At 43.9% G+C, this 14,405-nt stretch carries 9 protein-coding genes and 1 pseudogene; 7 read left to right on the forward strand and 3 right to left on the reverse strand.

All coding sequences use genetic code 11. From position 1 onward, the window contains the following. Window positions 1–259, forward strand: a 259-nt coding sequence (locus QZY09_RS08975; RefSeq protein ID WP_295671283.1) for a hypothetical protein, incomplete at its 5' end; no start/stop codon positions are given. A 107-nt stretch (window positions 260–366) separates the two neighbouring features. On the opposite strand, the gene QZY09_RS08980 is transcribed toward QZY09_RS08975, so the two are convergent. Further along, a complete protein-coding gene (locus QZY09_RS08980; protein ID WP_295671286.1) occupies window positions 367–1,497 on the reverse strand; it encodes a metallophosphoesterase in 1,131 nt (376 codons plus the stop codon). Between the two features lie 495 nt (window positions 1,498–1,992). On the opposite strand from QZY09_RS08980, the gene QZY09_RS08985 reads away from it, so the two are divergent. The 6 genes and pseudogenes from QZY09_RS08985 (at window position 1,993) to QZY09_RS09010 (ending at window position 12,229) form a co-directional block, all read left to right on the forward strand. Next, window positions 1,993–4,014, forward strand: a complete 2,022-nt coding sequence (locus QZY09_RS08985) for a tetratricopeptide repeat-containing sensor histidine kinase (RefSeq protein WP_295671290.1) — start codon at window positions 1,993–1,995, stop codon at window positions 4,012–4,014. Window positions 4,015–4,085: 71 nt separating this feature from the next. After that, complete coding sequence (locus tag QZY09_RS08990) at window positions 4,086–4,712, forward strand: response regulator transcription factor (protein WP_295671293.1); 627 nt, start codon at window positions 4,086–4,088, stop codon at window positions 4,710–4,712. Window positions 4,713–4,782: 70 nt separating this feature from the next. Next, window positions 4,783–9,171, forward strand: coding sequence for a cadherin-like beta sandwich domain-containing protein (locus QZY09_RS08995; protein WP_295671296.1), 4,389 nt, complete (start codon window positions 4,783–4,785; stop codon window positions 9,169–9,171). Window positions 9,172–9,521: 350 nt separating this feature from the next. Beyond that, the gene (locus QZY09_RS09000; RefSeq protein ID WP_295671299.1) at window positions 9,522–10,613 is read left to right on the forward strand and encodes an aromatic ring-hydroxylating dioxygenase subunit alpha; all 1,092 of its coding nucleotides are present in this window, start codon (window positions 9,522–9,524) and stop codon (window positions 10,611–10,613) included. Window positions 10,614–10,848: 235 nt separating this feature from the next. Further along, window positions 10,849–11,385, forward strand: a pseudogene (locus QZY09_RS09005) (YceI family protein). 223 nt (window positions 11,386–11,608) lie between these two features. Next, window positions 11,609–12,229, forward strand: coding sequence for an L-threonylcarbamoyladenylate synthase (locus QZY09_RS09010; protein ID WP_295671302.1), 621 nt, complete (start codon window positions 11,609–11,611; stop codon window positions 12,227–12,229). Between the two features lie 134 nt (window positions 12,230–12,363). Here the strand turns inward: QZY09_RS09010 and trpA are convergent, their stop codons facing one another. Together trpA and trpB are read right to left on the reverse strand one after the other, a co-directional pair. Next, window positions 12,364–13,134 (reverse strand): tryptophan synthase subunit alpha, encoded by a 771-nt coding sequence (gene trpA / locus QZY09_RS09015; RefSeq protein ID WP_295671307.1) that lies wholly within the window; start codon window positions 13,132–13,134, stop codon window positions 12,364–12,366. Window positions 13,135–13,274: 140 nt separating this feature from the next. Beyond that, on the reverse strand, window positions 13,275–14,405 hold a 1,131-nt coding region (gene trpB, locus QZY09_RS09020; RefSeq protein WP_295671305.1), incomplete at its 5' end, for a tryptophan synthase subunit beta.

Genomic DNA, 14,405 nt, shown 5'->3' on the forward strand with positions numbered 1-14,405 from the left:
GTTTCAAAAAATATTGCAGCTGGTAAAACAGTATAACAGCCACCCTTATAACCTCAACAACAACAATTGCACCGATTTTGGTTTGGATGCAGCTACTATTGGCGGCATAAATATTTCAGATACTTACGGTAAATGGCCGCTTGGCCGTGGAAATAACCCGGCAAAAGCGGGAATGAGCGTTTTAGAGGGAAAGGTAATTAACACCGATACCGAAGATGGCGGGCTGTTTATTTATAATGACCTGGTTGGGGATAAATAGCGATGGGTTTAAAACCCATCGCTACGGATGAATTAACCATGAGTTTTTAAAATAAAATAAATGCGAATAAATCTCTTTTTTGCTGCCCGTGACATTCTCACCCGGTTTTATCCAGCTTCCCCTAATTTGACGGTAAAAGAATCATATATCACAGCAGGCAAACCTTTGCCGCTGTCGTCCGCCGTGTAATAATCGCCTTTGAGAGTAAAATCTGCGGCTGTTTTTTCAATTGTTACCTTTAAGAAACCATGGGTTTCGTCGCAATATTTCTCGAGGTACACATCATCCAGTAATTTGCTTTGATCGGGAAAGGCTGGATCACCGGGTTGGGCTATTCTGTGGAGATCTGCATAGCCGCCCGCGCCGGCGACTATAAAAGGGATCGTTTTCCCATTTGGATATAGCTTACTAAAACGCTGGTAATTGTGTACATGCCCGCTGAAAACTACATCCGGCCAAACACCAGCCTCATTAAATGCCGCGTTCAGGAAAAGCTGCATGGGCAAGCTGGAGCCGTGGTTGGTGTCGGCCGAATAGGCCGAATGGTGCAGGCAAACGATCAGTGCTTTGCCGGAACGCTCAGTATCGGCCGCTTTCAACTCGTTGATAAACCATTCCTTTTGCACCGGGGTAATGGTGCCAAACCTGGGCACATTGCCGTAAAGCGCGATTATATTGGCCAGCGGGTTTTTTAAAGTATAATAAACGTTGGGTTGGATATTGCTTTTCCGGCCAGAATCGCCAGAAAAAGGTATAGGCCTTGAAGAGGTATCACAAAAAACTTTTACAAAGGCATCCAGGCTGTTCGGCTCATTTTCATCGAATGGATCGATGTCCGCGTCATGGTTTCCAGGTATGGCAAAAATGGGGTTTGGATAATTGCGGTAGGGCTCAAAAAACTGCGGCTCATATTCTTCCTCCTGTCCGAAATTATAAACCACATCGCCCAGATGAAAAAAAAACTGCGGGCGATCTTCTTCCGATGCAACGACATTACATTGACTGATCATTTCATTAGCTATCCGGTGTTTATAAACGGGGGACACCAAACCGCCTGTATCACCGGCCATATGGAACACCATTTTATTGGCGGGTAATTCCGGCAAAACATCCCGGATATTTAAATGGTAAGGATATTTACCGGTAGGCTGGGGCAGGGGTTGAAATTTCTCCTGGTCGTCCAGCGCGGCTGTTTTAAATACTGGCCTGGTGCGTTTGTTGGAGGTGGATGATGGCATGTAAGAGCGAACAATTGTTATTTTGCAAATATAGCTTTAGTGGACGGTTTGGGATGGAGAAGTTTTGAAAAGATGTGGGGAATGAGCGATGGCGTTTAATAAACGTCACCCGTACAATTTTGTAGCGCTACAAGCGCTACAAAGCGCTACAAATTTGATTATCAGTTATCTAACTGCTGACAAAGTTTTGTCAGTGACACGATTGTGTCAGCACTTTTTGGCGGTATTTGCTTAAATAAACAATCTTGTAGTGAACTTTTATATAAACAAAGCCAGGTGCGCAGTGAGGCCCTGTCTATTATCTTACATTTTGTTAAGCAGTTGCAAAGTACAGGCATAGCTATCCAGGTCACAGAAATCGGACAGCGTTCAACATAAACTTCGCATTACGGTCACCGGTCCGGCCATTTTACATGCCATAATATTATTTTATAACACAAATACTTATTCATACAAATTATTATTTTTTGTATCTTGTGTAACCAAATCGTTACTATGAAGCCGGGACGTTTTATAGCTTTTGCATTTTTATTTTTTGCGGGGACGGCTTTCGGCCAAAATCGGTTGATTGATAGTCTTCAAAAAGTTGTTGCGCGCGGCAAAAAAGACTCGCTCGAGGTAGTGGCATCTTTAGAACTTGCCAACGAGTTTTCACGCAGTAATATCCCGGTTGCCAAACAATATGTATTGGCTTCAATTTCACTCGCCAGAAAACTAAGCCTGCCAAACAGGCTGTCCGCAGCTTATTCGGTAGCGGCGACCATATTTTCACAAATTAACAAGACGGATAGCGCAAGATATTATATTGATCAGCTGAAAAAACTGGGGGATGATACGCATATCTCTTATGTAATCTCAAACTATTATTTTACAGAGGGCCTTTTTTATCGCCGGCAAGGTAACTATAAAGCTTCCATACCTTTTATGAAGGAAGCACTGCGCCTGTTTAAAATTCAAAATGACAAGCTGAGCATGGCCGGGCAGGACCTGAATATAGGGAATAATTACTCCGATATGGGCGATTACCGTAATTCGATGGCTTTTCGCCTGGAGGCATTAAAACTTTTTGAAGAATTAGGCAATAAGCGTGGCATTTCGTTTTGCTATTCCAATATTGCTGTTGATTTCATCAGGTTAAAACAGTATACCGAAGCCTTATCATATGCGCAGCGTTCGATAGCTTTAAAAACGGAATTGAATGATAAAAGGGGGCTGTCCAATACCTACGTTACGTTGGGAGAGGTGCAAAATAATTTGCATAAGCCAGGGGAAGCGCTTGGCAGTTTTATGCACGGACTTGAGTTAGTGAGGGGATTAAAACTCCCTATTGAAGAAGGGAAGACAGACCTGGAAATTGCAAAATTTTATGAAGATCAAAAAGATATTGAAAATGCCAGGCGCTACCTTGATTATAGCACAGCATTGTTTAAACAGTTAGGTGATACTGCTTATATGTCGGTAGCAAACGCCGAAGCCGCAAACCTGCAAAATACTATTGCCCACCAACAATCCACCGAAAAAGTGTTTTTAAACACCCTTAACACTGCGGTAAAAATGGGCGACAAAAGCACCGAGCTGAACAATTACAAACATCTTTCAGATTTCTATGCTCAAAATAAGCAATATGAGAAAGCTCTGGATTACAATGAAAAATATCATAGTAAACAGGATAGCTTGCAGAACAGTCAGCTGCAGCTGCAGGTAAAAGAATTGGAACAGCGGTATAATATTGAGAAGAAGGAAAAGGAAATAAGTTTATTGAAGAAAGATCAGCTATTGTATAAGGCCAATCTGCAAAATCAAAAAATATTCAGGTATGGTACGCTCATAGTATTACTGATGCTACTGGCAATAGGTTTTTTGGTGATAGCCAGGTATAGGGTGGTGCAAAAAGCGAAACGACTGCTCGAAATGGAAAAAATGCGTAACAGCATCGCCCGCAATTTACATGATGATATCGGCTCTACGCTTAGCAGTATTAATATTTTGAGTAAAGTGGCGCTTGAGCAGGCGGGCGGTAATGTGAACGTAACAAGCGGCCTTGAAAAGATAAAAAGCAGTTCATATACTATTATGGAAAGCATGAGCGACATTGTTTGGGCAATAAACCCTGCCAACGACCATTTGGAAAACACCATTTTGAAAATGAAGGAATTTGCTATAACCATATTGGAGCCGGCTGGTATCTCTTTTGCTTTTAATGAAGAAAGCCAGTTGGCCGATTTGAAACTGGGCGTTGATGAACGCAAAAATCTTTACCTGATATTTAAGGAAGCGATAAACAACATTGCAAAATATAGCGGAGCAAGCCGGGCAGATATTGAGGTAAAGAAAATAGATAGCCAATTTTCAATACGAATAACAGATAACGGGAAAGGGTTTGACGGCTCGAAGCAGTATAACGGAAATGGGCTTAAAAATATGCGGAGCAGGGCCGCCGAAATGAATGCTGATTTTAACATCAGCACAAAACCGGCAGAAGGCACCAGCATTTGCGTGGTCTTAGCCATCACATAATATGGGTATATGGCGGTCGCCAAATGATTGGTACCTTAACGTCGTTTTATCATTAATGTAAACAGGGGAGAATGCATACCATTTTAATATACGAGGATAATCAAAACCTGCGCGAAAGTGTATGCAGCTTGCTTTACTTTGCCGCTGAATATGAGGTAATAGGGGCATTTGCAGATTGTTCGGCAGTGGAAAGCCAGGTTGCTGCGTTGAACCCTGATGTTATATTAATGGATATTGATATGCCCGGCATGAATGGGATTGAGGGAGTGAAAAAGATAAGGGCATTTAACAGCAGGGTATTGATAATTATGCTTACCGTTTTTGACGATAGCGAGCACGTATTTCAGGCCATTTACAGCGGCGCGAATGGTTATCTGTTAAAAAAACACATCTCGGACAAGTTGAAAGACTCCATTAAAGAAATGCTTGACGGAGGCGCGCCGATGAGCCCTGTTATAGCAAGAATGGTGATCAGCAGTATGCATCTGCAAAAGCCGAACGATGCTTATAAACTTACTCTCCGCGAAAAAGATATCCTGCTGTCACTTTCACAGGGTAACAGCTTTAAAATGATAGCTGCTGCTTTGGATATTAGTTTAGATACTGTACGTACCCATACGAAACATATTTACGATAAACTGCACGTAAACTCGCAGATAGAGGCAGTTAGTAAAGCCTTGAACGAGAAACTCGTATAAATCCATCGCATCATCGTGGTATTTTCAATACGTATTTAAATAGCAAGTTTTGTTTATCAAAACATGCACAATGAAAACTATCAATCCAAATCCGCTTTTTGAAACAAATAATATGAAGGAGCTTTTAAAGGCACTTCTTGTATTATTTTGTGTGTCGGCCTGCAATACTGTTTTTGCCCAGGTGCCGACGTTGAGTTATAGTACCCCGCAAACCTATATTGCAGGCGGCGCTTATGTTGCACTTAGCGCCACCAGCACCGGGGTAGCTGCACAAGCCTATAGCAGTACATCAACAGTTGTTGGTTCAGGATTTAGTACCCCGGGGGGGATTGCCATTGATGCCGCCGGAAATATTTACGTTGCCGACTATATCAATAATCAAATTAAAAAAATCCCCGTGGGCGGTGGCGCGATCAGTATTATAGGGACAGGCTTTAATCACCCAAATGATGTAAAAGTTGATGCTGCCGGGAATGTTTATGTAGCGGATACGGGCGACAATGCCATTAAAGAAATATTGGCGAGTAATGGTACCACCATTACACTGGCCACTGGCTTTAATGTACCTTCGGCCATCGCGCTTGATCCGGCCGGGAATATATATGTAACTGATACCCAAAATAACCAGGTTAAAAAAGTGCCGGCCGGTGGCGGTACCGCTATCAGCCTTGGCTTCACCTTTAATAAGCCAAATTGTATTGCCACGGATGCTGTCGGCAATATTTATATAGCCGACTTTAATTTTAATTTATACCGGATACCGGCCACCGGAGGGGCGCCAGTTATATGGTCGGGTGGTTTTAATAATGAAAAGGGGATTACGGTAGATGCATCAGGAAATGTTTATGTTGCGGATTCGGGCAGCGGTTTTATAAAACGTATTCCGCCAGCGGGTGGTACTCCGATAGCGTTGGGGCCGTTTTTAAGTGCGCCCGCAGGTGTAGCCATTGATGCGTTAGGAAACGTATTAGTCGCTTATAATGGCGCCAGCCTTGCTAAAATAAAACCTGTTGGCGGCTTTTATATCAATACGCCATTGCCTGTCGGATTATCTTTTTCCAACGCTTCCGGTGGAATAACCGGTACACCTATGGTATCACGCGCTGCAAAGTTTTACAAAGTTACCGCATACAACAGCGCGGGTGGCCGGTCATTTTCATTAAATATTAAAGTGAGTCTTGCACCGGTGCCAACTCTTAGTTATGCCACCCCTCAGGTATACATTACGGGGACGGCAATTACGCCTTTGGTACCCACTGCTACCGATGTAGCCAATCCGGCTTATTCAAATGCACCGGTTACCATTTCCACAGGTTTTAATGGCCCTGAAGGGATTGCGGTGGACGTAGCCGGGAATGTTTATGTTGCTGACGCTAACAACAACGCCGTAAAAAAGATACCCGCTGCCGGGGGAAGCGCCACTGTCATCGGCTCGGGCTTTGTTACGCCGCGCGGTATTGCAGTGGATGCTTCCAATAACGTTTATGTTGCCGATTGGGGTAATGGAGCAGTAAAGAAATTAACAGGCGGCACAGGCACACCTGTAACCATAGGTTCAGGTTTCAGCCAGCCCTATGGCCTGGCGGTAGACGCAGCTAAAAATGTGTATGTAGCCGATAATGGCAATAAAACAGTTAAGAAAATACCTTTAGGCACCGGTACGCCGGTTACCATAGGTTCGGGCTTTGTTACACCCACTGAAGTAGCGGTGGACGCTGTGGGGAATGTTTATGTAGATGACAGCAATGGCAGCCTTGTAGAGAAGATCCCATCAGTTGGCGGAAGCCCGGTTATCATAAGTTCAGGGCTTACCACGCCGTATGGCGTAGCTGTTGACGGCGCCGGAAACCTTTATGTTGCCGACAAGTCCAATAACACCGTAGCGCTGCTTGCGGCAGGTTCAGGCTTCCCGGGTTACATAGGCGCAGGTTTTGATTTTCCGGCCGGCGTAGCAATTGATAGCAAAGGAGATATATTTGTTGCCGACGAAGGAAATAATACGATAAAAAAAATCAAACCTGTGGGTGGTTATTTTATAAGCCCCGGACTGCCGCCGGGCCTTACTTTTCACAGCAACACCGGAGTTATCAGCGGCACACCTACCGCAACCAGCCCTGCAAAAAATTATACCATTACTGCTTATAGCAGCGGCGGCGCCAAATCAGTAACGCTAAATATTACCATTAATGCGCCCGCTTTACCTGCTATCAGTTATAGCAGCCCTCAAACTTACTATACCAATATTGCTATTACGCCATTGGCGCCAGCAGCCAGTGGGGTAGCCGCGCCGGCCTATACCGCTGCTCCGGTTAGTTTAGGGTCGGGTTACAGCGGCCCTGACGGGGTAGCAGTAGATGCCGCCGGCAATGTGTATTTGGCCGATGTGAGTAACAACGCCGTTAAAAAGATCCCTGCAGGAGGCGGCGCACCGGTAATTATAGGTTCTGGTTTTAGCTTTCCGCGTGACGTGGCGGTAGATGCCGTCGGCAATGTATTTGTTACAGATTTTGGCCACGGTGCCGTGAAAGAAATACCAGGCGGGACAGGCGCTCCGGTAACTGTAGGTTCGGGGTTTAGCTTTCCATGGGGAATAGCAATAGACGCTGCAGGTAATTTGTATGTTTCTGATCGTGGCAATAATACCGTAAAGCGAATCCCTTTAATATCCGGCGCTTATGGAACGCCCGTTGTTTTGGCCTCCGGTTTTCTTAGTCCTTCGGGCGTTGCAGTAGATGCAGCCGGCAATGTTTATGTGGGCGATACAAATATCAATGCCGTAAAAAAGATAGCAGCAGGCACAGGTACTGTTACCGCAGTGGGTTCGGGTTTTGGCTCCGTATCCGGCGTACGTGTAGATGCCGCCGGGAATTTATTTGTTACAGACGATACTTATAACGTTATAAAGGAATTACCATCGGGCAGTAATCTGGTTGATACCGTGGCAACCGGGTTCAACTCACCAACCGGCATCGCATTGGATGGGGCGGGCATTATTTATGTTGCTGACTATAACAACAATTTAATCAAGAAATTTAAACCGATAGGTGGTTATTACATCAACCAGTCCATACCGGCAGGCTTAAGCTTTGCTACAGCGACCGGCGTTATCAGCGGTGCGCCGGTTAGCACCAGCCCTACAACTAACTATAAAATAACCGCCTATAACAATGCAGGTGGTAAAACGGCAAGTATTAACCTGAATGTATTGCAACCTTCAGGGAATGCAACCCTATCTAATCTTACTTTAAGCAGTGGTACCTTATCCCCGGCATTTTCGGCAGCTACAATCAGCTATACAGTTACGGTAAGCGGTAATGTTTCAACCATGAGCATGACACCTACAGTTACAAATGCCCATGCAACTATCCAGCTTAACGGGTTAACGGTTCCATCTGGAACGGCGTCGCCGGCTTTTGGTTTACAGCCGGGTGTTAATACGTTTACCCTGGTGGTGACGGCACAAAACGGAACCGTAAAACAGTATACAATAGCGGTAACCCGTGTTGTATCCACAAACGCCAATCTTGCCGGTCTTAGCTTAAGCTCGGGCACGTTATCGCCGGCATTTGCTTCGGCAACCACAAATTATACGGCAAGTGTAACCAATAGCACTACTTCTATTACAGTAACACCTACTGCCAGCGATGCAACTGCAACAATTACGGTTAACGGTGTTGCCGTTAGTTCTGGTTCTGCCTCCGGGCCGATAGGATTGGGCATCGGGCCAAATACCATCACTACGGTAGTTACCGCCCAGGACGGTTCCAACACAAAAACCTATACCGTTACCGTAACGCGCCCGCTTTCTAATGTAACCACGCTTTCTTCTTTAAGTATCAGCGCCGGAACGTTATCACCGGCATTTGCCGCTGCAACCACCAGCTACACGGCGTCGGTAGGCAATTCGATAACATCGGTTACGGTGACACCGGTTACAACGGAGCCTGATGCCACGGTTAAAGTTAATGGTACCGCAGTGGCCCATGCCGCAGCATCGGGGCCAATTTCATTAAATGTCGGTGATAACGTAATCTCAATTGTTGTTACTGCACAGAACGGTACTTCAACGAGAACTTATACCATAACCGTAACCAGGACATTAACAGGGACGAATATTGTTGATAACGTGGGGAGCGTTGATCAACCCGCAGAAACGCCACAGCTGGTTACGGACGGGATTAAAGTTCATGAGGGCATAACACCCAACGGCGATGGCATCAATGACTTTTTAGTAGTCGAAGGGATCAATAATTATCCTGACAATAAACTGCAGATAATGAACCGCAGCGGCCAATTGGTATTTGAGGCGAAAGGTTATGATAACAGCACCCATGTTTTTGATGGCCATTCCAACAAAACCGGCGCCATGCAATTACCGGGCACTTATTTTTATTCGCTGGATTATACGGTAAATGGGGTAATTACACATAAATCCGGGTTTATTATATTGAAATATTGATAGTGATGAGCAAAGGCGGACCTTTAATTTCAAAGTTACAGTACGTCTGTCTGTTGAGTTAATATAGCGGTGTTATCTACAGCAAATGACTATTTGATTGTCGTAGTTTCCTGTCATAGAGATGTTATATCCCGAAAAAGCCCCGGAAACGGAAAACGTTTCCGGGGCTTTTTAACCACGCCCGACTTTTATCTACTCACTATTTTTCTGATATAGTAAAAAACGACAATCGCAAATATTAAACAGATAATTGGCCATATATTTGAACCTGTTTCAGGCATAATAACTAGGTAATTTCACCCCGTTTAAGTAATTTGCAGCCTTATTTTCCATCCAAACAACAAACCCATATGCCCGACTTTTTTGTCGACCCCAATATTGCCAAAGCCAAAACGATTGCTTCGGCTTTTTATACCAGCGCCGAAGTATTTGAGGCCTGTAAAGAGAATATATTCGCGCCCACCTGGCAATTTATAGGCGATGAAATCCTGGTGAAGGAAAACGGAGATGTTTACCCCTTTACGCTGTTGCCGGGTTACCTGGATGAACCATTGCTGTTGACGCGGGATAAAGCAGGGGAGGTAAACCTGCTGTCGAACGTTTGCACCCACCGGGGCAACCTGGTTGCCGAAACTGCCTGCAAATTAAACGACCTGAAATGCCGCTACCACGGGCGCAGGTTCAGCCTCGATGGAAAGTTTTTGTCGATGCCTGAATTTAAAGAGGTAGAAAACTTCCCTACGACCGCCGATAATTTACCGAAGCTGGAGCTGTTTAAATGGGGCAAATGGCTGTTTACCGCTGTCGGCCCGAAATACCCCCAGGAAATGTTTTTTAGGGATATGATAGAAAGAGTAAGTTGGCTTCCGCTTGAAGAGTTTGAATTTAAGCCTGAACTATCCCGTGTATTTAATGTAAAAGCCAATTGGGCGCTTTATTGCGAAAACTATCTGGAGGGCTTTCATATCCCCTTTGTACATGCCGGGCTAAATGCAGTTATTGACTATGGAGAATATGCTACTGAATTGTTTTTTCCGTACTCAAGCCTGCAACTGGGACTCGCCCGAAGCAATGAGGATTGTTTTGATTTGCCCCATAATTCACCGGATTATGGCAAAAACGTAGCCGCTTATTACTTTTGGGTGTTCCCCAATATGATGTTCAACTTTTATCTCTGGGGGCTTTCAGTTAACGTGGTAGAGCCGGTTTCAGTAGGGGAGTGCAGGGTTAAATTCTTTTCATACGTTTGGGATGCCGCAAAATTAGGTAAAGGGGCCGGCGCCGGGCTGGATAAAGTAGAAGCTGAAGATGAAGAGATCGTTGAAAATGTGCAAGTAGGCGTTCGTTCACGGTTTTATAAACATGGCCGGTATTCGGTTAACCGGGAGCAGGGCACACATCACTTCCACAGGATACTCGCGGAGTTTATGAGGGAGTCTTAAACCTGCCTGCCTGCGGGGCAGCGTTAGTTAAATCCGGAAGCTTAGAATGTATATGCTGATTGGATCCAATCAGCTTTAATAATTAATTCAACTTTGTGCTAACAAAAAGGCTAATCGATGGTTAAACAATTAACCATTCGTCGGAGAATTGTAATATTGCAATTCAATATACATGTTTAAACATCTATTTGTTTAAATTTGTTCTGAAATTAAAACAATCAAAAAAAATAAGATCATGGCAACAATAACAAAATGGGTAATTGACCCAATGCATTCAGAAGTTCAGTTTAAAGTAAAACATTTGGTTATATCAACAGTAACAGGTTCATTTAAAAGCTTTGAAGGTACTGCGGAAAGTGATGAAGCGGGCTTTGAAGGTGCAAATATCAACTTCGCTATAAATGTTGACAGCATTGATACCAACCAGGGGCAAAGAGATGGACATTTAAAATCAGCTGAGTTTTTTGACGCTGAAAAATATCCTCAAATCACTTTTAAATCAACTTCCTTTAAAAACAAAGGCGGTAGTGATTACGAACTGACCGGCGACCTTACCATTTAAGATGTTACCAAACCAGTTACTTTAGCAGTTGAGTTTGGTGGTTCGGCCGACGATTTTTATGGCAACACCAAAGCTGGTTTTGAAATCACCGGTAAAATTAACCGCAAAGAGTTTGGCTTAACCTGGGATGGCGTTACCGAAGCCGGCTCAATTGTTGTTGGCGAAGACATAAAACTGATCATCAATGTTCAGTTTGCAAAAGTGAAATAAATTGATTTCGGATTTCGCCTGCCTGCGGCAGGCAGGGATGTTCGAATTCGAATTTAATATTTTGTAAAGAGAAAGCCGGGATAGCTATTTTATGCATTAAAATAGCTATCCCGGTTATTTTTTCTTCTCCTTTTCGTTCAAATAAGGGTATTTTTGCACCCTGTAATGAATTTTCAATGTCTTCTAAATCCGAAATTGAAATTCCGAATTCCGAAATAAAAAAATGCTTATAAAAATATATCCTGAAAACCCTAATCCAAAGGCTATTGAACAGGTGGTTGAAGTGTTGCGTAAAGGCGGCCTCATTATATATCCTACCGATACTGTTTATGGGCTCGGTTGTGATATAACTAATCATCGGGCTATTGAAGCGATCTGCAAGATCAGGAACATCAAACCAGAGAAAGCCAATTTTTCATTTATTTGTTACGACCTGAGTCATATATCTGATTATATCAAGCCAATTGATAACACTACTTTCAGGGTGCTTAAAAAGGCGTTGCCGGGGCCATTTACATTTATATTTAACGCCAGTCATAATGTCCCAAAACTGCTTAGTTCAAATAAAAAAACAGTTGGTATAAGGGTGCCCGATAATAATATCGCCCGCGAAATTGTAAAAGCACGTGGCAACCCGATACTTTCCACCTCAATAAAAGACGATGACGAGATTATCGAATACTCAACAGATCCGGAACTGATCCACGAAAAATATGAGAACCTTGTCGACCTGGTGATTGACGGTGGCTACGGAGAAAATATACCATCAACAGTGGTTGATTGTACCGAAGGCGATTTTGAGATTATCCGTGAGGGAAAAGGGGCGTTGGACTTATTGTTATAATTAACACGAATTTCACTGACGGGGGTTAGAGACTAATTTTACGAATAAACACAAACGTTCACTGATAATGCTGTTGTTAAGCCTATTTTAAAATTAGTGATCTTTAGATCGTATTCAGGAAAATTCGTGTAACATTATTTTTTTATTGATTTTATAAACGCAGGGATTTTCTCTAGATAATTTTCAGTTCCCAATAACTTTACAAAAGCGCTGCCTACAATAGCCCCGCGGGCATATTCACAAGCTTTGTTAAACGATTCATTGTTGGAAATACCAAAACCAATAATGGCCGGATTGCTTAACTGCATTTCTTTAATCCGTTTATAATAATCCTCGATATTATCAGATACCTGCAAATTACCACCGGTAATAGATGACGAGGAGAGCAGGTAAATAAAACTGTTGCTTAGCCTGTCAATCTTGTGGATGCGGTCTTTGGAAGTTTGGGGGGTAACCAGGAAAATATTGCTTAGCCCGTTTGCTTTAAAATATTTGGCATATAGGTTTTCGTATTCATAGATAGGCAAATCGGGAACGATAATGCCGTCAACGCCAACTTCTGCTGCTTTTTTGCAGAAGTTTTCAACCCCGTATTGTACTATCGGGTTTACATAGCCCATCAAAAGAATAGGTAGAGAAACCCGTTTGCGCAGATCCGCCAACTGCTCAAAAAGCACGTGCAGTGTCATGCCGTTTTCCAGCGCTTTTTCTGAGCTATGCTGGATGGTAGGCCCGTCAGCAACCGGATCAGAGTAGGGGAAGCCGATCTCCAGGAAATCTGCGCCGGCGTTTTCCAGGGCTTCAGCAATATCCAGCGTTGTACTAAGCGTGGGGTATCCTGCGGTATAATAGATGGATAAAAGATTATCCTTTTTTTGGTTGAAAAGTGCGTTTAAGCGGTTCATGGGGTGGTTCATAGTTGATGGTTCATAGTTCACGGTAAAATTATGTGAACTACAGGCCATGCCGGTTATTGTTTGATTGATGGCTCATGGCTCATGGTTTGTAGCTCGCTATGAACTATGAACCATGATCTATGAACTAATTAATATCCAAAATATTTAATATACGTATCCAAATCCTTGTCACCGCGTCCTGAAATGCAGATCACCACATTATCATCTGCCTTAAATTTCATATACTCAAGATAAGCCAGCGCATGTGCCGTTTCTATTGCCGGAATAATGCCTTCCAATTGAGAGCAAAGCAAGCCTGCCTGTAAAGCTTCCTCATCAGTAATGCTTACATATTCGGCACGGTGAATTTTATACAAGTACGCGTGCTGGGGGCCAATGCCGGGATAATCAAGCCCTGCCGAAATGGAATAGGGTTCTACTACCTGCCCGTCCTCTGTTTGCATCAGGATGGTACGGCTGCCGTGTAATACGCCTTCGCGGCCTAAAAATGTGGTGGCTGCTGACTGGCCGCTGTTCACGCCTTTACCTGCAGCTTCAACAGCTACCAGTTTTACCGCTTCATCATCCAAAAAATGATAGAACATACCCATAGCATTGCTGCCGCCGCCCACGCAGGCCATTACGTACTCAGGCAATTCTTTGCCGGTATGCTCAAGCAACTGTTTTTTTGTTTCGAGGGAAATAATAGATTGAAAGCGGGCTACCATATCCGGGTAAGGGTAGGGGCCAACTACCGAACCGATAATATAATGGGTATCAACCGGATTGGCTATCCAGTCGCGCAGTGCCTCGTTAGTGGCGTCCTTCAGCGTTTTACTGCCTGATTTTGCAGGTACAACAGTAGCTCCAAGCATTTTCATACGCGATACATTTGGCGCCTGCCTGGCCATATCCACCTCGCCCATATACACTACACATTCAATACCCATCAGGGCGCAAACAGTAGCTGTTGCAACGCCATGCTGACCGGCGCCGGTTTCGGCGATGATGCGTTTTTTACCAAGGCGTTTTGCCAGTAATATCTGGCCGATGGCGTTATTGATTTTGTGCGAACCGGTATGATTCAGGTCCTCGCGTTTAAAAAAGATATTTGCGCCGTATTTTTCGGAATATCTTTTGGCATGATACAGCGGCGATGGCCTGCCGACATAATCTTTTAACAGCTGGTTGTATTCTGCCTTAAAATCATCGCCGTTGATGATATTTAAATATTCGTTGCGCAACTCCTCCACATTAGGGTACAACATCTCGGGGATATA

This window comes from uncultured Mucilaginibacter sp. (assembly GCF_903913935.1).
GTDB lineage: Bacteria > Bacteroidota > Bacteroidia > Sphingobacteriales > Sphingobacteriaceae > Mucilaginibacter.

Coding starts and splice junctions, on each gene's coding strand:
- trpA (WP_295671307.1), bottom strand. CDS start 13,134: ATGAACCGCTTAAACGCACTTTTCAACCAAAAAAAGGATAATCTTTTA.
- QZY09_RS09010 (WP_295671302.1), top strand. CDS start 11,609: ATGCTTATAAAAATATATCCTGAAAACCCTAATCCAAAGGCTATTGAA.
- QZY09_RS08990 (WP_295671293.1), top strand. CDS start 4,086: ATGCATACCATTTTAATATACGAGGATAATCAAAACCTGCGCGAAAGT.
- QZY09_RS08985 (WP_295671290.1), top strand. CDS start 1,993: ATGAAGCCGGGACGTTTTATAGCTTTTGCATTTTTATTTTTTGCGGGG.
- QZY09_RS08995 (WP_295671296.1), top strand. CDS start 4,783: ATGAAAACTATCAATCCAAATCCGCTTTTTGAAACAAATAATATGAAG.
- QZY09_RS08980 (WP_295671286.1), bottom strand. CDS start 1,497: ATGCCATCATCCACCTCCAACAAACGCACCAGGCCAGTATTTAAAACA.
- QZY09_RS09000 (WP_295671299.1), top strand. CDS start 9,522: ATGCCCGACTTTTTTGTCGACCCCAATATTGCCAAAGCCAAAACGATT.